Below are 21,234 nucleotides of genomic sequence, written 5' to 3' on the forward strand. Positions count from 1 at the left end.
CCTTCTTCCTTCTATTCGCATAGGCGAAAAGACGAAGCTTTCGATCGGCTAACGGGCCGTTACCGTCATCAGCTACTCTATTCACTGATGCTGCTCGGAGGTGGTAAATTTATGTTCTGCCTGCAAGGGTTTCAGCCTGGCCCCTGCTCTCTGGAAGGTGATCAATAAATTATTGTCCTCTTCGATGCATTTTGACAATTTATTTAAGTTGAACTGAGTAATAGTATAGAAAAGTCTCAGTGAAATTGCAAGTGTATTTTCTTATTTTTCAACAATCGGATCAAACTTCAGCTTTTCAATCCCGCCAATTTTCTCCTTCCAGTCTGAAAGGTTTGCTGACCATACGGATTCTTTCCATTATGCGGGCAGCCTTAATCGGCTCTTTTTCGCCGCGCTGGCTTGTAGTGAGATGATATTCCAGTTCATCATAATCAAAGTTGGAAGTAAAGAAGACCGGCAGTTTTTCTGCCATACGATACTGCAGTATCGTGCCAAGCACTTCATCACGCGTCCATGTTGACATCGTTTCTGCCCCAATATCATCGAGCATGAGCACAGGAGCGCGTTTTACAAACTCCACTTTTTCGTCCAGCGTCTGGTTTTGTATGGATTGTTTCATTTCACGTAAAAACTCCGGCACATAAACAACTACTGTCTGAATCCGTCTCGTCGCCAATTCATTCGCTAACGCACCTAAAATAAAGGATTTTCCAATGCCAAAGTTTCCGAACAAATAGAAGCCGCGATCCGGCACTTCTCCTGTTGAATCGATATGATTCAGGAAGTCTTTCGCTGCGCGTATGACGATGACACGGCTATTTTCTGACGTGAAATTGACGTCCGCCAACCGCGCCTCCATTACCTCTTTTGGCATATACATGCTGCTGACCATTTTAGAGACATTGCGCCGTTCGTCTTCCAGCTGCTTCGTTGGACAGACGACGTAGTCAAGGTCAATCAGGCGCTGTGAGATCACCAATTTAGGTTCAAAGCCTTTCATGACGTTAATGCAGCCTGCAAGATTTGGACAGCGTTCACATGCATGGGATGCTGTTGTGAATTCATACAGCTTCCCGAGGCTTCGGTCCACGACTTCTGTATTCACTTCATCCGCATGCTTACCGATAAATTGTTGGACAGCCGGATCTTCCAACACTTCATTTCGAAGCTCCTCATATTTTTTTGTTAATGAAGGGGCATTGACTACCCGTTTCATCGCGTCACCAATTCGTTCCATATTATTTCACCTCTGATTCTTGAATCCCCAACTCTTTCAATAATTTCTTACGCTCTTCTTCCACATTGAAATCAGCAGGTTGTTCATATGTTTTCTTTTTATTGTCACGCTTGGAAAACCATTCAGGAACTTTTTCCTCACGGGTTGTTTTTCGTTTTGCAGGTGCTGGCTTTTTCCCTTCTTTAAGCCACTTCATATATTGATCATGCTCTTTTCTCGAAAGTTCAAGGGCTGTTTTCGCATCTTTTACTTGTTTATTTGCCCAGTGAGAAGCAATTCTCTCCACAAAACTGTTGGTGATTTTCCCGTCATTGCGAATCATCACATATTGGAGCAGCACATTTACTACGCCTACCGGGAATTTATGCAAGTTGATCAATCGTTCGGCAAGCTGAACGTCTACAAGGAAAGGCTCTTTGCCGCTGACTTTCCGCAGCATATCTTTAGGCGGTGTATGTTCTAAATAATACAGCAGTTCTTCATCACGGCTCATATGTTCTTTTGGCTCTTCCGCCGGTGCAGCATTAGTGAAAACAGTCTGCAGCTTAGGCGGTTCTGTCGAAGTATTCATTTTGTAAAAATCCAATGCTGCCTTCCGAACTCTTTCTTCGGTCAGCTGATGGTTCTCATCTATAGAAAGCATAATGACTTTTTGCATATCCAGCGCGCTTAATGAATACAGGAAAGCCAGCATAGCAATCATTTCCCGAGAAATACTCCGCAACGAAGCTTTCGGAATCATTTGATCTGAAAGACCGCTGTAAAATAACTCAAAGTTAAATTCCGATTGATAAAATGGAATGCCGGGCGGCTCTGTTTTCCCTTGAAACTGCATTCCGGCGGTCATTTCCATCGCCTGATCCCCTCTTGCCGGCTGAAATACATCCAAAAATGTACGTGAAATATCCTGATATTCTTCCATTGGCATTGGTTCCTCGAGAAAACGGTTCCGCAACTGGCGGTATGGATGCTCGCCTATTTTACTGAATAAAAATGTAGACAGGAGCGGATCATTGAAAAATGAATGCGCGTCAAGCGGCGGCAGTAATTCATAGACAAACGAGCGCTTTTCCAGCTCTATTTTTTTCTTATAGGTGCGCAATAATCCGATCGCTTCCAATGAAATCCGTGCTTCAAAAATCGCTTGAAGCGGAAAAGAAGACATATTCATTAGATAATAATGGTTGTGCTCTTGCGGTTCTCTGCTTTCCGCATCTGACCAGAGCGTCATGAATAAACTGACCGCCTCAGGTCCGATGAGCGGCTGATAAAATAATGTGAGCATCTGCCGGTCATATGTGGAAAAAGGGTGCGCTAATCTTACTTCGAAGGAATCGACAGGCTGCAACTCTGTATAAAGCATTTGAACAATCGCCTCCCCTTCTGGTCAAACATTTACTCTTCATGATTTTTTCTGTTCTGCAGCTGCTGCAGTTCATCTATAAAGACGGTGATGTCTTTGTAATGCCGATAGACGGAAGCAAAGCGCACATAAGCAACTTCATCGACATCCACTAAACGTTCCATTACCATCTCTCCGACTTGTTCGGAGTCTATTTCAACATTTCCCGAGCTTCTCAGTTCTTTTTCAATAGAAGTGACAATATCTTTTAGTTCTTCAATCGGAACTGCACGTTTTTCACAGGCCCGGATCAAGCCCCGCAATAATTTTTCGCCGCTGAATTCTTCCCGTGTCTTATCCTTCTTCACGACTACTAATGGAGAATGTTCTACTTTTTCAAATGTCGTGAAACGAAAAGTACATTTCTCACATTCACGTCTTCTTCGAATGGAACGGTTTTCTTCGGCCGGCCGTGAATCGATTACACGTGTTCCGTTGTAGTGACAAGCTGGACATAACATAGTTAGTTCCTCCGCATATTCATTAGTACTTTTCATTATAACAGAAACTGTCCATACAACAACAAGCGGACATAGAAAAGCACTCCACCCTGTAGGATGAAGTGCCGGAATCACTCATTAAGAAGTTACTTTGTCTGCTAAAGCAGCAGCCACTTTTTTTGCTAATTCCACTACGCGTGCGGAATAGCCCCATTCGTTGTCGTACCAAGCAAGTACTTTGATTTTACGGTCGCCCATGACGATTGTTGAAAGTCCGTCAAGTGTGGCAGATTCTGTTGTCGTGTTGAAGTCGATCGATACAAGCGGTTCTGTAGTGAAACGAAGGATGCCGTTCATTGATCCTTCAGCTGCTTTACGGAAAGCGTTGTTTACTTCTTCAACCGTTACATCTTTTTCCACGTCCACTACCAGGTCAACAAGAGAAACGTTCGGTGTCGGGATACGCAATGCCAGACCATGAATCTTTCCTTCTAATTCAGGCAATACAAGAGACAAAGCTTTTGCTGCTCCTGTAGAAGTAGGAATGATGGATTCTCCGCAAGAACGCGCGCGGCGTAAATCTTTATGCGGATTATCAAGGTTTTTCTGGTCATTTGTATAAGCATGGACAGTCGTCATCAGGCCGTTCACAATACCGAATTCATCATTCAATACTTTTGCGACCGGTGCCAGACAGTTTGTCGTACAGCTTGCATTAGAAATAACGCTGTGTTTTTCAATGTCCAGTTTATCATCGTTAACGCCGATCACTACTGTCACATCTTCATCTTTGCCCGGTGCAGTCAAGATGACTTTCTTCGCACCCGAATCTAAATGAAGCGCCGCTTTATCACGTGAATTGAATACGCCTGTTGATTCGATGACAATATCTACACCAAGTTCTTTCCAAGGCAGTTTTGAAGGGTCGCGCTCTGTAACGAGTTGTACACGTTTACCGTCTACAATAATTGCGTTTTCTTCTGCCTGAATGTCACCATCGAAAATACCGTGTGTTGAATCATATTTTAAGAGATGTGCTATTGTTTCTGCGGGATATGTCGCATTTACAGCAACTAAATTAACATCGTCTTCCTTAATGATCTGGCGGAACACCATACGTCCAATACGTCCGAGTCCGTTAATTGCAATATTAGTAGTCATGAAAGGGATCCTCCTGCATGTATGTTATACTTATTATCTTTAATCGTTCATTAGTATAACACATTTTATCATTAAGCCAACACTAATACACAATTTATTCATAAATTATTTGCAGAAAATAATTATCGGGGCATAGCTTGCCAGTCATCAAGGATTTTTTCCAGCTGGATTCGCGACTCTTCAACCGTTCCGTTGTTATAAATAACTTTGTCAGCCCCTTGTTCCTTACTGCGCATGTCAAGCTGCGAAGCAATTCTTGCGTCCGCTTCCGCTTCAGTCAGTCCGTTGCGTGCCATCAGGCGCTGCTTTTGCTGTTCTTTTGTCACAGAAACGACGAGAATTTTCTCGACGTAGTCATACAATTTGCTTTCAAAGAGTAACGGGATGTCCATAATGACGGTTTGAAAGCCTTGCTTCAGGTAGTCCTCTTTCTGACTGACCATTCTGCCTCTGATCGCCGGATGCATTAATTCGTTCAACTGTTTGCGTTTTTCTTCGTCACCAAAGACAATGGCGCCAAGCTGCTCTCTGTTAAGCGTTCCGTCTTCATGCAGCACATGTTTGCCGAACGCCTGCGCAATCTGATCAAGAAGCGGGCTGCCCGGCTCTACCACTTCCCTGGCAATTACATCTGCGTCTACAATAGGGTAACCTTTTTCGCGAAGCATATTTGCCACCGTACTTTTTCCGCTTGCAATACTGCCCGTCAACCCGATGATCATACCTACCACTCCTTATTTTTGGCAAGCAGGGCAATAGACAGATGTCCTGCCCGCAATCTGCCTGCTCTTTGTCGGCTTACCGCAGACAGTACAGATCTTTTTTCCATACATATGCAATCGGTCTTGCATCGTTCCCGCATTGCCGTTGACCGAACGGTAATCTGATATCGTACTGCCTCCCGCATCAATGCTCTCCTGCAGCACGCGCACGATTTCCTCAAATAGCAGGATTTTCCGCTTTCTGCTGATTCGCTCTGCTGCGCGGCCCGGATGAATTTTCATATGGAATAAAGCTTCCGTCGCATAGATATTGCCGCAGCCTGAAATAACTTTTCCGTCCATAATCACTTCTTTAATTGGCTTCTTTTTATATTTAGGCGATTCTGCCATAGACAGAAAATGTTCCAATGCCTCTTCGGCAAACGGTTCCGGCGCCATATCCAGCAACGGCGGAAAATCTTCTTCTGACTGTAAAAGACGCATCTCGCCAAATCTGCGTATGTCCGAATAGACGAGCAAACCGCCGTCTTCCATCTCCAAAAAAATATGGGCATGTTTACGAAACTTGTCTTCTGTAATGTCATCGGGAGAATTGACGACGAACCACGCGCCCGTCATGCCTAAATGGCTGACGAGCAAATGCGGACGGCTGTCTTTCAATAAATGAAAATAAATATATTTACTGCGCCGGACAATCTTCTCGATGTGCATCTGCTCCATCCCCTGAAGAAAGTCCTCCACTGTTTTGCCTTTAATGATTGTTTCTTTTCCTGCTAATTTTGACGTCACAACGGTATCCGAGACTGAAAGCTGTTTGACCGTCCGTCCTTCCACAAGCGGTGCGAGATCCTGCACCACTCCTTCTACTTCCGGCAGTTCCGGCATGAATATCCACTCACTTTGTTTCGTACCAGGACTTGCCATAATTCCAATCGACTTTCAATGGAACGTCCAGTTGAATCGTCTGCTCCATGACTTCCGGTACGATTTCTTTTAACTTCTCCAGTTCTTCCATAGGCGCTTCAAAAATCAGCTCATCATGCACTTGCAGCAGCATACGGGCCTGCAAATTTTCTTCTTCAAGTCGTGCATCCATATCAATCATTGCCTGTTTAATGATATCTGCAGCCGTCCCCTGAATCGGTGTGTTCATGGCAGTGCGCTCCGCAAATCCGCGCAAATTGAAATTGGAGCTTGTGATGTCAGGCAAATAACGGCGGCGCTTCAGCAGAGTCGTTACATACCCTTTTTGTTTTGCATCAGTAATACTGTTATCCATATATTGCTTTACGCCCGGGAAGCTTGCCAAATACGTGTCAATGAATTCCCCTGCTTCTTTGCGCGTAATATTTAAACTTTGTGATAATCCATAGTCGCTGATTCCATAAACAATTCCAAAGTTGACCGCTTTTGCCGCACGCCTCATATTCCCGTCCACTTCGTCTTCTTTGACGCCAAATACATCCATCGCCGTTTTCGTATGAATATCTGCGCCTTGACGGAACGCTTCGATTAACTTTTCGTCCTGTGAAATATGCGCAAGCACACGCAATTCGATTTGCGAGTAATCCGCCGCGAACATAATCCAGTCTTTTTCAGACGGTATGAACGCCGCGCGTATTTTTCTTCCTTCTTCCAAACGGATCGGGATGTTTTGCAAGTTGGGATTGATGGAACTCAATCTTCCTGTCTGAGTCAGCGCCTGCTGGAACCGGGTATGAATTTTTCCGTCTTCATGAATTTCTTTCGTCAGACCTTCGATATATGTGGAATTCAATTTTCCGAGCTGCCGATATAATAAAATATGCTGAATAATTTCATGTTCACTTTCAAGCTTCTCGAGCACATCGGCAGCTGTGGAGTAACCTGTTTTCGTTTTCTTGATCGGTGTCAGGCCGATTTTTTCAAATAATATAACACCCAATTGCTTAGGTGAATTAATATTAAACTTCTCGCCCGCCATTTCATAAATCGTTTTCTCAATGACTGTCAGACGTTCTGATAACTCTTCACCAATTGAGCGCAATACATCCACATCTGTTCTGACGCCCGTCACTTCCATTTTTCCAAGTATCTTTGCCAATGGCAGTTCGAGATCATGGAATAAGTCCCGCTGCTCATTATCCTCTAATTGTTTTGTAATGACCGGATACAGCTCCCAGACGGCATGCGCTTTTCTTGCCGTATGATTGGCCAGTTGGTCCGCTGCCGGCAATGAACGTTTAGCTCCTTTGCCGTAGACTGTTTCATCATTTTCAACGCCATGATAGCCGAATGACCGTGCGATCTCAGATACTTCATTTGTCGAGAATGAAGGATTGACGATGTACGCAGCCAGCATCAAATCAAAGTCTATGCCAGCAAGCTCTAGGCCGAGCCGCGCAATTGCCGCATAGGCGGACTTGGAATCAGAGACATATTTACGGGTCCCGTGATCTTCAATCCACTTTTTAAAGACGCCGGAAGAAGCAGCCAGCTCCGTCGAAATAAAATACGTCTGCTCGTCATTCGACAGGCCGATGCCTAAAACGTCTCCAGACAAATAGTTTTCCCCATCGATTTCCACATGCAGCGCCATTGTGTCTGTTAACATATCCGAAGTGACTTCTTCCACGTGGTGAACGCCGATTTCTTCCAGGGGCTCAACTTCGACAGGCGCATCCATTTTTTCAAGCAAGGATTTGAATTGCAGCTCTTTGTATAACTGAATGACTTCCTCTTCATTTCGTCCTGCATAATCGAGTTCCTGCAGCGATACGGTAATCGGCGCGTCCACTTCAATCGTTGCAAGCTCTTTACTCATAAATGCCTGCTCTTTATTATTCACTAAGTTTTCCTTCATTTTCTTTGCGGTAATTTGATCGATCGACTCATAGACGTTTTCTACAGAACCGTACTCTTTCAGCAGCTTCAGCGCTGTTTTTTCTCCGATTCCCGGCACACCTGGAATATTATCGGATGCATCACCCATCAGACCTTTCATGTCGATAATCTGCAAAGGGGCAATACCGTACTTTTCTTCGATATGTGCAGGCGTGTAAATTTCGAGATCGGTAATTCCTTTTCTCGTAATGCATACGGTTGTATGTTCATTTGATAATTGTGTTAAATCCTTATCACCTGAAATAACGACAACTTCCGCTTTCGCTTCACTGCATTCCTTGCTTAGTGTTCCGATGATGTCATCCGCTTCGTAGCGGTCGAGTTCATACTGTTCAATGCCAAATGCTTCAATCAGCTTACGGATGTATGGGAATTGTTCTGACAGCTCAGGCGGGGTCTTTTGGCGGCCCCCTTTGTATTCGGTGTACGTGCTGTGGCGGAACGTCGTTTTCCCGGCATCCCAGGCTACCAGCATATGCGTCGGTTTTTCTTTCTCCAGAATCATTTCAAGCATCATAGTAAAACCATATACCGCATTTGTGTGAATCCCTTTTTCATTCGTCAATAAAGGCAGCGCGAAAAACGCACGGTACGCTAAGCTGTTTCCATCCAATAAGAGCACTTTCTTTTTCGTCAAAATCCATCCCACTCCTTCGTATTCATCGCTAATAAAAAAACGTCATTTTCATCTAGTTTACCACGTTGGCAACTGTAAATGAAAATGACGCACTTATGTTACTGTGTATTGCCCGTTAACAGCTTGGCATATGGTGAATCTGCCGGCAGAATGATCATCGTTTCGTCATCTACGACTTTCGAGTACGATTGAAGTGTTCTGTACAGTTTGTAAAACTCCGGGTCTTTAGAAAATGCATTATTATAAATTTTTGCAGCTTCGGCTTCACCCTGTGCCGTTACAACCGCCGCTTCTCTCTTTGCTTTCGCAAGCATTTCCTGAACTTCCCGGTCTGTTTCTGCTTCAATTTTCTGCTTTTCCGCATCGCCTTCTGACAGATACGACTGAGCAGTGGACTCACGCTCCGAAATCATCCGCGTGTAAATGGATTGTTCGTTTTCTTCAGGCAAGTCAATACGCTTCATGCGCACATCGACTACTTCGATCCCGAAGTTTCCTTCTTCCAAAAACTTATTTACTTTTTCTGTCACATTATCGTTCAAGCTACCACGGGAAGAGTCTTCGTCATTGACGACATTCACGTAGTCCAGCCGCCCCATCTCATTGCGGACAACCGAATAGATGAACTCTTCCATTCTCGCTTCTGCATTCACGATATTCCTAGCGTTGGCAATCATTTTAGCGGGGTCCGTAATATGCCATACCGCATAGTTATCGATAATAATCCGCTTCTTGTCTTTCGTATTGATTTCTGCTTCTGAGACATTGTATGTCATTTGATTTTTCGGCAGTGAAGAAACACTTTGAATGAATGGTATTTTCATATTGATTCCCGGCTCCTGCACAATTCTTGTAATTTCACCGAATTGACGGATGATCCGGTACTCATTCTCTTTGACGATGAATAAGTTGGACAGCAGAATGGCCAATACAGCAAAGATCGCTGTCAGCGTGATAATTAACTTCGTATGGCGTTTAATATCCGCCGCCTTTTTCGGTCTCATTGGCGTGACTTTTGAGTCCGGCCCGGGTTCTGCCGGCTTTTGCACTTTTTTCTTTTGATCCGTTTCGCTCATTTTCTTTAACGCATCTTCTATTTTCTTGAAGGGGTTCTGTTCGTTGCTCATGAAGCTTTCCCTCCTTTCGCGGCTGACTTATCCGTTTCTTCCGATTCGCCTGCCTGCGTTTTCTGCAGCTGCTGGAGCGGCAAATACTTCATCGTCTCGCCGCTGTCATTCATAATATAAAGATTGGCTTTTGGCAGCACTTGTTCAAGTGTTTCCAAAATCAGACGTTCCCGTGTGATTTCTTTGTTCTTTGCGTATTCATTATACAGATCACTGAATACCGCAACATCTCCGCGGGCCTGCTCAATACGTGCTGTCTTTTTCCCCTGAGCCTGGGATTTAATTGCGTCCCGTTCACCGATTGCTTCTTTCGTGCGCTTGTTCTCGTATTTCTTTGCTTCGTTAATTTTCGTATTTTTTGTTTCACGCGCATCTGTAACAGCAGTAAACGCTGCACGCACTTCGGCATTCGGCAGTTCCACGTCCTGAAGCTTGACACCCTGCACAGCGATACCGATATCATATTTCTTTACTAAACTTGTTAATAAGTCGCGCGTCTTCGCTTCAATCTCCGCCTTGCCGTCTGTCAGTGCGGCATCAATGGTGGAGCTTCCAATGATGGATCGAATGGAAGCGGATGCGGCGTCGCGTAATATTTCAATTGGCTCTTCCGCATTGAATAAGTATTTCTTAGGATCCACAATACGCCATTGGACTGTCAGATCGGTCAGGACGATATATTCGTCACCTGTGATCATTTTCGTTTCTTTGTCGACAATCTCCCCCGACTTATCCTGCTTGTAGCCGAAGTGAATACTGTACGTTTCCTTTGATAAAATTTCTGCCCGCTGAATTGGCCACGGCAGTTTAAAATGAAGACCTGAATCGGTAATAGGTGCCCCGGCCTGCCCAAATGAAATGACGACAGCCTGTTCAGATTCGTCCACGGTATACCACGTAGTAAATACGATCAATAAAAGCACTAGTCCCGTGACCGCTAAACCGAGTGACACTAAGATTCTTTTTGTGCCCATATCTGTTCCTCCCTTTTCTATGTATGACTACTGTACGGAACAACAGACCAGTAAGTTTCACTTTTGTCACCCGGATTATTCTGCTGCAGGCAATTGAATGCGAAAAACGGTGCCCACTCCTACTTCACTGTCAACGGAAACCGTGCCATGGTGCGCTTCCACGATGTGTTTTACAATTGCCAGGCCTAGACCTGTACCGCCGGATTCTCTGCTTCGCGCACGGTCAATACGATAAAACCGCTCAAATAACCGCGGCAGTTCTGAAGACATAATCCCGATCCCTTGATCGCTGACCGTGATCTCCACCTGATCCTGCTCCGCTTTTACCCCGACTGTAATTTCCGTTTTTTCCTGTGAATATGCAATGGCATTGTTTAATAAATTGACCATCACCTGTACAAGACGATCGTGATCCGCCGGAATAATCAATTGCTTCGGCATGTTTAATACAATATTCATCTCTTTTTCCAATACTTTTGTCTGAACAATTTTGATCGACTGTTTAATAATCTCCACTACATCGACAGACTCATGGCTAATTTCAAAACTTCCGCTTTCCAGGCTCGATAGCCGCAATAAATCTTCAATTAATAATTGCAGCCGGTTACTTTCTTTATACATGATCTGCAAGAAATCCCGCGTAAGCGCCGGATCATCCACCGCGCCGTCCAGAAGCATCTCAGAGAAACCTTTTATCGAAGTGACCGGCGTTTTCAGTTCATGCGAAACATTCGCCACAAAATCTTTGCGCACTTGTTCTAGCCGGATCAGCTTGGTAATGTCATGCATGATAATAACAATTCCGAGCCAATTGCCGTTTTCCCCAATAACTGGCGCACCATACACTTCCAAGTGGCAAATTCCTTCATCAGTGAGTATCTGTGATTGAAAAGAGCGAACTTCTTCTGTCAGGAATATCGCTTCAATTTCTTCCTCAATATCCGAAGGCAGTCCGATATCTTTATACGTTTTGCCCATCAGCTTTTCCCCATCGCGCTGAAACGTCTCTTCAAATACCCGGTTGACCAAATTGACGGCGCCTTGCCTGCCGAACATCAGCAGGCTGCTCCCGATACTGCTGACCAGCGTTTTCAAGCGTTCCTGCTCCATTGCACGCTGAGCAGAATTCCCTTGCAGCTTTTGAGCGATTTGATTGATCTCGTTAGTCAGCTGCTGATGTAATGCACTGTCTTCCAAATGAGCCCGGGCTACATAATTCCCCTGTGCCAGCTGGTGAGTTATATCGGCGAAATGATCGATTGGCTGCGCAAACTGCTGAAGTATTTTTGCCATCACGAACATCATGACAATGAATGCCAAAACGAGCGTGAACAGCAAGTAGACCCAATACGTCTGCTGAATGACCGGTTCCACCTCATCCGCGAATAAATGAAAAAATTGTCCTAAGATGATTCCCAGCACAATTAAAAGAATGGATAAAATAACTGCGGAAGCTGCTAAGAGTTTTGAATAATAGTTCTTCATCTTGTTTTACTCCCCAAATTTATAGCCCACGCCTCTCATCGTTTTGATATAACGCGGCTTTCTAGTATTTTCTTCGATTTTATCCCGCAGATGACTGACATGCACATCGACGATTCTCGTGTCCCCCGCAAAATCATAATTCCATACAGCCTGAAGAAGCTGATCACGGGTGAACACCCGATTCGGATTTTTCATGAAATAGACGAGCAGTTCAAATTCTTTCGGCGTGAATTCAAGCCGCTCCTTATCCAAATAGACTTCCAGCCGTTCTGGATACACTGTCAGCTGGCCTGAAACAAGCACTTTCTCCTTGGATTGCCCGCGTTCACCAGTACGCCGCAGAACTGCCCGTACCCTCGCAGCGACTTCCCGGGGGCTGAATGGCTTTGTCATATAATCATCGGCACCCATCTCTAAACCGACGATTTTATCCATCTCCTCCCCTTTGGCAGTCAGCATAATAATCGGTGTTTCAATGTTTTGCTTTCTGAGCATCCGGCATACTTCTAACCCGTCTATTTTCGGCAGCATTAAATCGAGAACAATCAAATCCGGCTGTTCATCCAGCACTTTTTCCAGAGCCTCTTCACCGTCAACTGCCAGAATGGTATCAAAGTTTGCTTGCTGCAGTGTAATAGCAAGCAATTTTTGAATGGACTCTTCATCTTCAACAATCAGAATTTTATGCTGTTTAGTTTCCATCTGCCGAATCCTTTGGTTTGCTGACATCAGCTGGCTTCTGCGGCGCTACGACGACCACTTCTCCGCTCATGATCCGCTCGCCTTCTTCATCTGTGGCGTCCACTTGAATAGTTACTTGATTTGACGCCGGATCGAGTTTCGTAATTTCCAGGATGAATTCCACAATGGCATAATGATAAACAGGCTTTGGGAAATGGAGCTGCTGATTAATAATGTGCGCGCCGGGACCCGGCATATGTTTGGATATCGCCGCGGTCACAATACCTGTCAGCATAATCGGAGGGACAATAGGCTGTCCATAAATGGTCTCTGCGGCATAGTCATGCTGCAAATACAGCGGATTCGCATCGTTTGTCAGTCCCAGATACAGCATCAAGTCTTTATCTTCAATTTTTTCCGTGAGGTGCAGCCTTTCCCCCACCTCTAACTTCGATATATCTTTACCTATGGATTTTCGTTTGCTTTTTAACAATAGAATCCCTCCTGTAGTTGTGTACATGTGAATGAAAAAGCTGAAAATTACTTCAATAAGTAAATTATAACAACCCACTGGTGAAAAATCGAGTTACACTAAAAAATCGGCCAGCTCCATAGCTGACCGATTTGCAGAATACAAAGTTATGCAAGAACATTCATCACAGCACGCACTGAATCCGCGGACTTTTCAAGCCCGGTTTTCTCAGCGTCTGTTAATTCAAGTTCAATGATTTTTTCAATACCGCCTGCACCTAAGACAGTCGGCACACCTAAATAAATACCATTCATGCCGTATTCGCCTTCAAGATATGCGATAGAAGGCAGCACACGTTTTTGGTCTTTCAATATGGCTTCCGTCATTTCCACTAAAGCAGCGGCCGGTGCATAATAAGCAGAGCCGTTCCCTAACAGGTTGACGATTTCCGCTCCGCCTTTACGTGTGCGTTCCACGATTTCTTCCAAACGGCCGGACGGGATTAAATTTTCAAGAGGAACGCCTCCCGCAGTAGAATAGCGCACAAGAGGGACCATATCATCCCCGTGGCCGCCGAGGACAAACCCTGTCACATCTTTCACTGACAGATTCAGTTCCTGTGCTACAAACGTGCGGAAACGCGCTGTATCCAGTACACCTGATTGGCCGATGACACGCTCTTTCGGGAAACCGGACTCCTTGAATACCGTATAAGTCATTGCATCGACAGGATTCGTCAGAACAATAATCTTCGTATCCGGTGAGTACTTGACGATTTCAGCAGTTACTGATTTCATTACTTTTTGATTTGTCTGTACTAAGTCGTCACGGCTCATTCCCGGTTTGCGTGCAATGCCAGCAGTAATGACGACAACGTCGGAATCCTTCGTGTCTTCATAATTCGATGTGCCGGTAATCGCAGCATCAAACCCCTGAACCGGACCAGCTTCCAACATGTCCAAAGCTTTGCCTTTCGTCGGATTTTCCATAGCTGGAATATCCACGATCACGACATCGCAAAGTTCTTTTTGAGCTAAAAGGAATGCAGTTGTTGCTCCAGTAAAACCAGATCCTATAACCGATACTTTTTTACGCTTGAATGACATGTAAAACTCCCCTTTTTCAGAACAATATAGTAGAAAGAGAGGGATTTTCATCCCTCTCTCGTCAGTCTCTTATAGGTTTTCGATTAATGCATCAGCGAATCCGGAAGTGCTAACTTCTGTCGCATTGTCCATTAGACGTGCGAAGTCGTATGTCACTACTTTTGACGCGATAGTTTTCTCGATGGAAGCAGTGATTAGATCAGCCGCTTCGTTCCAGCCAAGGTGCTGAAGCATCATAACACCTGACAGCAATACGGATGAAGGGTTAACTTTATCCAATCCTGCATACTTCGGTGCTGTACCGTGAGTTGCTTCAAAGATCGCATGTCCAGACTCGTAGTTAATGTTCGCTCCCGGTGCAATTCCGATTCCGCCTACTTGCGCAGCAAGTGCGTCAGAAACGTAGTCACCGTTCAAGTTCATTGTAACTACTACATCGAACTCTTTTGGACGTGTCAGGATCTGTTGCAGGAAGATATCAGCAATTGCATCTTTAACGATGATTTTGCCTGCAGCTTCTGCATCAGATTGCGCTTTATTAGCAGCATCTGTTCCTTCAGCATCTTTAATACGGTCATATTCTTTCCATGTGAATACTTTGTCGCCGAATTCTTCTTCAGCCAACTCGTAAGCCCAGTTTGCGAATGCGCCTTCTGTGAACTTCATGATGTTTCCTTTGTGTACAATCGTCAAAGATTTACGGCCTTCACTGATTGTATAATTTAACGCTGAACGTACAATACGCTTTGTACCTTCTTCAGAAATCGGTTTAATACCAAGACCTGAAGTTTCAGGGAAACGAATATTTTTAACGCCTAACTCAGTTTGAAGGAAGTTAACTAATTTCTTTACTTCGTCAGTACCTTCCTGATACTCGATACCAGCATAGATATCTTCAGTGTTCTCACGGAAAATAACCATGTCACAATCCTCAGGACGTTTCACGGGTGATGGTACTCCTTCGAAATAACGAACCGGACGCAAGCACGTGTACAGATCTAGTTCCTGACGCAGTGCTACGTTCAATGAACGGAATCCTCCACCGATCGGCGTTGTAAGAGGTCCTTTAATCGCAATCAGATATTCCTTAATTGTTTCTAGAGTTTCTTTCGGAAGCCAATCACCAGTTTCGTTGAATGCTTTTTCTCCTGCAAGAACTTCCAGCCAATTAATTTTCTTTTTTCCTTCATAAGCTTTCTCAACTGCTGCTTCGATAACGCGTGAAGCTGCATGCCAAATATCCGGACCTGTTCCGTCACCTATAATGAAAGGAATTGTTGCGTGATCTGGGACGTTTAAAACACCGTTAGTTACTGTAATCTTTCCATCATTAGCCATTATTGATATCCTCCTGATTTCAATATCAGTGGGCCGGTATACGAGATACCGCCCCACGAATTTACTATTTTTTATCGTTCATTGATAGGGACATACTTTTGCATGCCTGGTCCTACGTACTCTGCACGCGGACGGATCAAGCGGTTGTTTTCGTATTGCTCCAGGATATGTGCAATCCATCCTGAAAAACGAGAAACTGCAAAAATAGGCGTGAAAATATCATGATCGATGTCTAATGAATGATATACCGAAGCGGAGTAGAAATCAACATTTGGAGGCAATTTCTTTTCTCCAGTGACAATTGCTTCGATTTTTTCAGACATATTGTACCACTTTTCTTCACCGCGAAGAGCAGTCAATCGTTTAGACATTTCACGCAAGTGCTTCGCACGCGGGTCACCCTGACGGTATACACGGTGTCCGAAGCCCATGATTTTTTCTTTGTTTGCAAGCTTTTCACGAATATAAGATTCTACTTTATCTTCATCGCCGATTTCCATCAGCATATTCATAACCGCTTCGTTTGCACCGCCGTGCAGTGGGCCTTTGAGTGCGCCAATTGCAGCAGTAACACCAGAATACATATCAGACAGAGTAGCTACACAAACGCGTGCAGTGAACGTAGATGCGTTCAGCTCGTGGTCTGCATGCAATACAAGTGCTTTATTGAATGCTTCTTCAGCAATATCAGCAGGCTCTTCCCCAGAAAGCATGTAAAGGAAGTTTGCCGCATAGCTTAAACCTTTTTTAGGCGCCACAGGCTCTTGTCCTTTTCTGATACGTGCGAATGCTGTTACAACAGTTGCAACTTTCGCCTGAAGCTTAACTGCCTTTTTGTAGTTCTCTTCAGGTGACATATCTTCCGCTTTGTCGTCGTATAATCCTAGAAGTGAGATTGCTGTGCGAAGTGCTGCCATTGGGTGCACTTTGTCGATTGGGTACGTTTTGAAGTGGTCGATAACCCCTTGTGGAATTTCTGCGTTATCTTCTAATTGCTGCTTCAATTCAGCAAGTTCTTCTGCATTTGGCAGACGCTTGTGCCACAGAAGATAGACAACCTCTTCAAAACTAGCATTTTCCGCCAAGTCATCGATGCCGTATCCTACGTATGTAAGAGTGTCATCGATAATGGAACTGATTTGTGATTGTGCTGCAACGATACCTTCCAATCCTTTTGTTGCTGTCATGATATTCTCTCCTTCTTCCCAGTTTGGCCACCCTCTGAAGCGGAGTGCGGAGTGATGACCATCTGCTTAATTATATTTTTATCTAAAACGCTTACAAAGTCCATTATAGCAACTTTTCCGATTTTGTGAATGGTTAATAACTATTTTTGTTTATATTTACTAGAAAGGAATGGGCAAATCCATATGATATCCTTCGACTCAAAACGTTTGCAAACCTATTCACGCCAATGGCTGCCTGCTATATTGATCGTTCTTTTCTTGGTGGTAATTCCGCCTGTCGGATTTGCGATTGTTTTTGCTTTCTTTACTGCTCCGCTCATGAATTCCCTGATTTCCCTTACAAAACTTCCTGCTTTTTTAGCTGCTTTACTCATAATGGGAATGCTCGCCTCTTTAGTATACACCTTCTTGTTGCTATCAATCAATGGATTGATTTCTGTCATCTGGACAATGGAAGATCAATTGGGGCTGATCATTGAGATGATGGATAGCAGAGGGTGGAACTTGCATGCAGCAGCCGAGCAATTTATCCAGTCGAGTCATGATGCAATGGATGGGATACTGAACTTTCTGCAAAAAATCTTTCAGTCGATTTTCAGCATATTTCTATTTATCATTGCTTATTTTTTCTCTCTGCGGGAAAGTGCAACAAACCGGTTTTGGTTTTTAGTGTACTTTCCTTCAGACTTCAGACAGTTCGCCAGACGCATTTTTGATAAGTCAAGCCGCCTGATGGGTCATTTCTTCTCGGTTCAGATCCGTCTTTTTTTCATTACCTTTGTGCTTATGACGATTGGATTCTGGTTACTGGATTTCGAGTCTTTTCTCACAAAAGCTTTTTTGATTTCAATGGTCGACAGCATCCCATTTCTCGGAATCGGGCTGGTTTTTCTGCCGATGATTGCATTTTCCTTCTATATTGATGACATGTATTCTGCTGTCGGTTTATTAGTTTTGTATATCGTTTTGCTTGTCACCAGACAGATGACTGAATCACTTTTATGGGCCCATACATTCAAACTGCGCACGGTACATTCTTTCATTATTACCGCTTGCGCCGTTTATTTGTTTGGCATCTACGGTATTTTGTTTTTGCCGTTCTTCTTATTCATTGCCTTAAAAGTCAAAGAACATCCCACATTTACATGACACGAATTTGTCCGCTGCGGATTTTATTGTAGATCCATTTGACAATAAACGGATACAGTATTTTACGGGGTCCGCCAAACAGCAGCAATAAACCAGCAATATCCGTAATAAATCCAGGCATTAATAATAATAACCCGCCCAGTAAAATACAGACGCTGTCTACGAGAGCTTTGCCCGGCGTCTCCCGGTTAGCCAGGCGGTACTGCAGATCTCGCCATGCACGCAGGCCTTGTTTTTTCGCAAGATATGCACCGCCGATTCCCGTTGCGATGATGATTGTTATTGTCGGAAGAATTCCGATGGTCTTTCCCGACAGCATCAATACAGCCAGTTCTGCAGTCGGGACAAGGATGAATAATGCTGCTAACCATTTCATACAGTAACCTCCAAAAAAGACCGCCCTCTCAAGTGAGAATAGCGGTCTTTGTGTTTTTACAAAACTTTTGCGTGACCGTTGTAGATGACTCCGCTTGCTGCGTCCATTGTAATGTCACTGCCATTTTTAATAATTGATGTAATGTTCTCGGCACCTACGATTACAGGTATGCCTAAACTCAATCCTACCACTGCCGCATGGCTGGTTAATCCGCCAGTTTCTGTGATGATGCCCGCACATCGCTCAAGTGCCGCATACATGTCACGGTCAGTAGACTGGGTGACGATGATGTCGCCTTCTGTTACTTGCGTCAGCGCTTCCTGTGAGGACTTGATGACCTTTGCTTTACCGAATGCGACATTTTTGCCGATTCCCTGTCCGCGCCCGATCAAATCGCCGATAACATGCAGCTTCATCAAGTTTGTCGTGCCCGCTTTACCGACTGGCACGCCCGCAGTGATGATCACTACATCGCCGTGTGTGACGTATTGATGTTTTACACTTTCTTCAACTGATTCCTGAAGAATTCCATCGATGTCTAGAGCCTTTTTGCCGACGATAGGATAGACGCCCCAGACCAGTGTCAGCTTATTAGAGATCATTTCTGAACGTGTCACCGCAATGATCGGAACACCCGGACGGTATTTAGCGATCATAGTAGCTGTCTGTCCGCTTTCAGTTGGCGCCAAAATAGCCTTGACATTCAAATTCAAAGCGGTATAAGCAGCGGCTTGTCCAATTGCCTCTGTCAAATTACCTTCTTTTTCTCTCGTTCTTCTGGAAACAACAGAGTGGAAGTCCATTGATTCTTCGGTGGACAACGCAATTTTACACATAACGTTCACTGATTCCACCGGGTATAATCCGGCAGCTGTCTCGCCTGAAAGCATGACCGCGTCAGAACCGTCTAAAATCGCATTGGCAACATCACTTGACTCCGCACGTGTCGGGCGCGGGTTTCTTTGCATAGAATCCAGCATCTGAGTCGCTGTAATAACAGGCTTACCGAATTGGTTACATTTGCGGATCATCGTTTTTTGCACCAGCGGAACTTCTTCTGCAGGAATTTCAACACCCAAGTCCCCGCGCGCAACCATCAGACCGTCAGATAATTGAAGGATTTCATCCAGATTATCGACACCTTCCTGGTTTTCAATCTTCGGCACGATATGGATGTGACCGCCATTATTCTTTTCGAGTAATTCGCGGATTTGAATGACATCACTTGCACGGCGCACAAATGAAGCAGCGATAAAATCGACGCCCTGTTCAATACCGAACAGAATATCTTCTTTGTCCTTATCCGTAATTCCCGGCAGCTGCACAGAAACATTCGGCACGTTGACGCCTTTATTGTCTTTTAAAGGGCCTGCGTTGATTACTTTTGTATGAATTAAGCCTTTTTCGTTATCTTTACCCGTCACTTCCAGTTCAATCAGGCCATCGTCAAGAAGCACGAATGAACCGCGTTCGACGTCATTGATTAGCTTCTCATACGTAACGGAAAAGACTTGACTTGTCCCAAGAACTTCCTTCATGGAAATGTCCACTGCCTGTCCTCTCGTTAACTCGATCTGCCCGTCTTCCATTTTATGCGTCCGTATTTCAGGACCCTTCGTGTCGAGCAGAATTCCGACCAACTTCCCTTTTTCAGCGGCTGCTTTGCGGATTCGTTCAATACGTACTCTGTGCTCTTCTTGGGTGCCGTGGGAGAAGTTCAGACGTGCAACGTTCATCCCCGCGTCAATCAGTTTCAGCAATGCCTCATACGATTCACTTGCCGGCCCGATTGTACACACTATTTTTGTCTTTCTCACTACTTATCGCTCCTCTGCGTCATGTAGACTCTGACTAATTAGATGGATAATGTTTCCGCCAAATCTAATAATGACAAGTCCAACTTTTCTCGTTTCATAAATACCTCTTCTAAGTTATAGTCTACCACTTTATGATTTCTCATACCAACAGCAGCACTTTTCTTTCCTGACAAAAGTGATTCAACAGCTCTTGCACCGTATTGACTGGCTATAACCCGGTCACGTGCAGATGGAGAGCCGCCCCTTTGTATATGTCCTAAAATGGATACTCGTGTTTCCACGCCCGCTTCTTTTTTCAAAATATCTGCGAGCTCAGAAGCAGACATCATCCCTTCAGCCAGCACAATAATACTGTGTTTCTTCCCCCGGCTCGTACTGCGTTTAATTCGGCTGACGATCGACTCTGCATCAAATGGTTTTTCAGGCAGCAATATCGATTCCGCACCGCCGCCAAGACCTGCCCATAACGCTAGATCTCCCGCATCACGCCCCATAACTTCAATGATGAATGAACGTTCGTGCGATGTCGCGGTGTCCCGGATTTTATCGATGGCTTCCACAACCGTATTCAATGCTGTGTCAAAACCAATCGTGAATTCTGTGCCATTGATGTCATTATCAATAGTAGCAGGCACACACGCACATGGGATTCCCATTTTGACCAATTCATACGCCCCGCGGAATGAACCGTCACCGCCGATGATGACAATTCCTTCAATTCCGTGTAAGGTGATTTGTTTCATCGCTTTTTGACGGCCTTCTTCTGTCATAAATTCCGGACATCTCGCTGATCTCAATATCGTCCCGCCGCGCTGAATAATGTCTCCTACCGATCCCAGCTGGAATTGTTCAATCTTTCCGTCAATCAGTCCCTGATACCCATTAAACACGCCGGAAACTTCCAGGCCTTCAAAAATCGCTTTTCTGACAACGGAACGGATTGCCGCATTCATCCCTGGCGCATCGCCGCCGCTTGTTAAGACTGCAATTCTTTTCATGTTCATCACTTCCTTTTGCAGTTACTGTTATGTACGAGCAAA

Annotated in this window: 19 protein-coding genes and 1 other annotated feature (1 of these 20 only partly in view); of the genes, 1 reads left to right on the forward strand and 18 read right to left on the reverse strand. The window is 44.6% G+C overall.

The window, feature by feature from the left end:
• Positions 1–194: a binding site (T-box leader), on the reverse strand; it reaches 32 nt to the left of the window's first position.
• A 101-nt stretch (positions 195–295) separates the two neighbouring features.
• The 15 genes from dnaI to citZ form a co-directional block, all read right to left on the reverse strand.
• A complete protein-coding gene (gene dnaI, locus SporoP37_RS02850) occupies positions 296–1,237 on the reverse strand; it encodes a primosomal protein DnaI (protein WP_085430210.1) in 942 nt (313 codons plus the stop codon).
• Position 1,238: 1 nt separating this feature from the next.
• The gene (locus SporoP37_RS02855) at positions 1,239–2,600 is read right to left on the reverse strand and encodes a replication initiation and membrane attachment family protein (RefSeq protein WP_085430211.1); all 1,362 of its coding nucleotides are present in this window, start codon (positions 2,598–2,600) and stop codon (positions 1,239–1,241) included.
• Between the two features lie 32 nt (positions 2,601–2,632).
• A complete protein-coding gene (gene nrdR / locus SporoP37_RS02860) occupies positions 2,633–3,100 on the reverse strand; it encodes a transcriptional regulator NrdR (protein WP_085430212.1) in 468 nt (155 codons plus the stop codon).
• A 117-nt stretch (positions 3,101–3,217) separates the two neighbouring features.
• Entirely contained in the window at positions 3,218–4,240 is a 1,023-nt protein-coding gene (locus SporoP37_RS02865; RefSeq protein WP_081242229.1) for a glyceraldehyde-3-phosphate dehydrogenase, read from the reverse strand.
• A gap of 122 nt (positions 4,241–4,362) precedes the next feature.
• The gene (coaE, locus tag SporoP37_RS02870; RefSeq protein WP_085430213.1) at positions 4,363–4,962 is read right to left on the reverse strand and encodes a dephospho-CoA kinase; all 600 of its coding nucleotides are present in this window, start codon (positions 4,960–4,962) and stop codon (positions 4,363–4,365) included.
• A gap of 12 nt (positions 4,963–4,974) precedes the next feature.
• Positions 4,975–5,847: a bifunctional DNA-formamidopyrimidine glycosylase/DNA-(apurinic or apyrimidinic site) lyase gene (gene mutM, locus SporoP37_RS02875; protein WP_085430214.1), complete on the reverse strand. Its 873-nt coding sequence runs from the start codon at positions 5,845–5,847 to the stop codon at positions 4,975–4,977.
• Positions 5,848–5,857: 10 nt separating this feature from the next.
• A complete protein-coding gene (polA, locus tag SporoP37_RS02880) occupies positions 5,858–8,482 on the reverse strand; it encodes a DNA polymerase I (protein ID WP_085430215.1) in 2,625 nt (874 codons plus the stop codon).
• A 98-nt stretch (positions 8,483–8,580) separates the two neighbouring features.
• Positions 8,581–9,609, reverse strand: a complete 1,029-nt coding sequence (gene hflC, locus SporoP37_RS02885) for a protease modulator HflC (RefSeq protein WP_085430216.1) — start codon at positions 9,607–9,609, stop codon at positions 8,581–8,583.
• Complete coding sequence (hflK, locus tag SporoP37_RS02890; protein ID WP_085430217.1) at positions 9,606–10,583, reverse strand: FtsH protease activity modulator HflK; 978 nt, start codon at positions 10,581–10,583, stop codon at positions 9,606–9,608. The genes hflC and hflK overlap by 4 nt, the downstream gene beginning before the upstream one ends.
• A gap of 75 nt (positions 10,584–10,658) precedes the next feature.
• Complete coding sequence (pnpS, locus tag SporoP37_RS02895) at positions 10,659–12,068, reverse strand: two-component system histidine kinase PnpS (protein WP_085430218.1); 1,410 nt, start codon at positions 12,066–12,068, stop codon at positions 10,659–10,661.
• A gap of 6 nt (positions 12,069–12,074) precedes the next feature.
• Positions 12,075–12,770 carry a response regulator transcription factor gene (locus tag SporoP37_RS02900; RefSeq protein ID WP_085430219.1) on the reverse strand — a complete coding sequence of 232 codons (696 nt, stop codon included), beginning with the start codon at positions 12,768–12,770 and terminating at the stop codon, positions 12,075–12,077.
• The gene (locus tag SporoP37_RS02905; RefSeq protein WP_081242237.1) at positions 12,760–13,242 is read right to left on the reverse strand and encodes a MaoC/PaaZ C-terminal domain-containing protein; all 483 of its coding nucleotides are present in this window, start codon (positions 13,240–13,242) and stop codon (positions 12,760–12,762) included. The genes SporoP37_RS02900 and SporoP37_RS02905 overlap by 11 nt, the downstream gene beginning before the upstream one ends.
• A 146-nt stretch (positions 13,243–13,388) precedes the next feature.
• A complete protein-coding gene (gene mdh, locus SporoP37_RS02910; protein ID WP_085430220.1) occupies positions 13,389–14,327 on the reverse strand; it encodes a malate dehydrogenase in 939 nt (312 codons plus the stop codon).
• Positions 14,328–14,396: 69 nt separating this feature from the next.
• Positions 14,397–15,665 carry an NADP-dependent isocitrate dehydrogenase gene (gene icd / locus SporoP37_RS02915; protein WP_081242239.1) on the reverse strand — a complete coding sequence of 423 codons (1,269 nt, stop codon included), beginning with the start codon at positions 15,663–15,665 and terminating at the stop codon, positions 14,397–14,399.
• A 71-nt stretch (positions 15,666–15,736) separates the two neighbouring features.
• Positions 15,737–16,852: a citrate synthase gene (citZ, locus tag SporoP37_RS02920; RefSeq protein ID WP_085430221.1), complete on the reverse strand. Its 1,116-nt coding sequence runs from the start codon at positions 16,850–16,852 to the stop codon at positions 15,737–15,739.
• Positions 16,853–17,035: 183 nt separating this feature from the next.
• Here citZ and SporoP37_RS02925 point away from each other — a divergent pair, with 183 nt between their 5' ends.
• The gene (locus SporoP37_RS02925) at positions 17,036–18,001 is read left to right on the forward strand and encodes an AI-2E family transporter (RefSeq protein ID WP_196796835.1); all 966 of its coding nucleotides are present in this window, start codon (positions 17,036–17,038) and stop codon (positions 17,999–18,001) included.
• On the opposite strand, the gene SporoP37_RS02930 is transcribed toward SporoP37_RS02925, so the two are convergent.
• Genes SporoP37_RS02930 through pfkA form a run of 3 tightly spaced genes read right to left on the reverse strand, consistent with a single transcriptional unit; the run spans position 17,994 to position 21,192 of the window.
• Positions 17,994–18,377: an FxsA family protein gene (locus SporoP37_RS02930; protein ID WP_081242242.1), complete on the reverse strand. Its 384-nt coding sequence runs from the start codon at positions 18,375–18,377 to the stop codon at positions 17,994–17,996. The genes SporoP37_RS02925 and SporoP37_RS02930 overlap by 8 nt on opposite strands.
• Before the next feature lie 56 nt (positions 18,378–18,433).
• Positions 18,434–20,194: a pyruvate kinase gene (gene pyk, locus SporoP37_RS02935; protein WP_081242243.1), complete on the reverse strand. Its 1,761-nt coding sequence runs from the start codon at positions 20,192–20,194 to the stop codon at positions 18,434–18,436.
• A gap of 38 nt (positions 20,195–20,232) precedes the next feature.
• Entirely contained in the window at positions 20,233–21,192 is a 960-nt protein-coding gene (gene pfkA, locus SporoP37_RS02940; protein ID WP_081242244.1) for a 6-phosphofructokinase, read from the reverse strand.
• Between the last annotated feature and the right edge of the window lie 42 nt (positions 21,193–21,234).

The sequence above is a fragment of the Sporosarcina sp. P37 genome (assembly GCF_002109365.1).
Lineage (GTDB): Bacteria > Bacillota > Bacilli > Bacillales_A > Planococcaceae > Sporosarcina.

Bases quoted from the DNA above. Each gene is read 5' to 3' on its own strand.
- dnaI (WP_085430210.1), bottom strand. From the start codon at position 1,237: ATGGAACGAATTGGTGACGCGATGAAACGGGTAGTCAATGCCCCTTCA.
- SporoP37_RS02855 (WP_085430211.1), bottom strand. From the start codon at position 2,600: ATGCTTTATACAGAGTTGCAGCCTGTCGATTCCTTCGAAGTAAGATTA.
- nrdR (WP_085430212.1), bottom strand. From the start codon at position 3,100: ATGTTATGTCCAGCTTGTCACTACAACGGAACACGTGTAATCGATTCA.
- SporoP37_RS02865 (WP_081242229.1), bottom strand. From the start codon at position 4,240: ATGACTACTAATATTGCAATTAACGGACTCGGACGTATTGGACGTATG.
- coaE (WP_085430213.1), bottom strand. From the start codon at position 4,962: ATGATCATCGGGTTGACGGGCAGTATTGCAAGCGGAAAAAGTACGGTG.
- mutM (WP_085430214.1), bottom strand. From the start codon at position 5,847: ATGCCGGAACTGCCGGAAGTAGAAGGAGTGGTGCAGGATCTCGCACCG.
- hflC (WP_085430216.1), bottom strand. From the start codon at position 9,609: ATGAGCAACGAACAGAACCCCTTCAAGAAAATAGAAGATGCGTTAAAG.
- hflK (WP_085430217.1), bottom strand. From the start codon at position 10,583: ATGGGCACAAAAAGAATCTTAGTGTCACTCGGTTTAGCGGTCACGGGA.
- pnpS (WP_085430218.1), bottom strand. From the start codon at position 12,068: ATGAAGAACTATTATTCAAAACTCTTAGCAGCTTCCGCAGTTATTTTA.
- SporoP37_RS02900 (WP_085430219.1), bottom strand. From the start codon at position 12,770: ATGGAAACTAAACAGCATAAAATTCTGATTGTTGAAGATGAAGAGTCC.
- mdh (WP_085430220.1), bottom strand. From the start codon at position 14,327: ATGTCATTCAAGCGTAAAAAAGTATCGGTTATAGGATCTGGTTTTACT.
- icd (WP_081242239.1), bottom strand. From the start codon at position 15,665: ATGGCTAATGATGGAAAGATTACAGTAACTAACGGTGTTTTAAACGTC.
- citZ (WP_085430221.1), bottom strand. From the start codon at position 16,852: ATGACAGCAACAAAAGGATTGGAAGGTATCGTTGCAGCACAATCACAA.
- SporoP37_RS02925 (WP_196796835.1), top strand. From the start codon at position 17,036: ATGATATCCTTCGACTCAAAACGTTTGCAAACCTATTCACGCCAATGG.
- SporoP37_RS02930 (WP_081242242.1), bottom strand. From the start codon at position 18,377: ATGAAATGGTTAGCAGCATTATTCATCCTTGTCCCGACTGCAGAACTG.
- pfkA (WP_081242244.1), bottom strand. From the start codon at position 21,192: ATGAAAAGAATTGCAGTCTTAACAAGCGGCGGCGATGCGCCAGGGATG.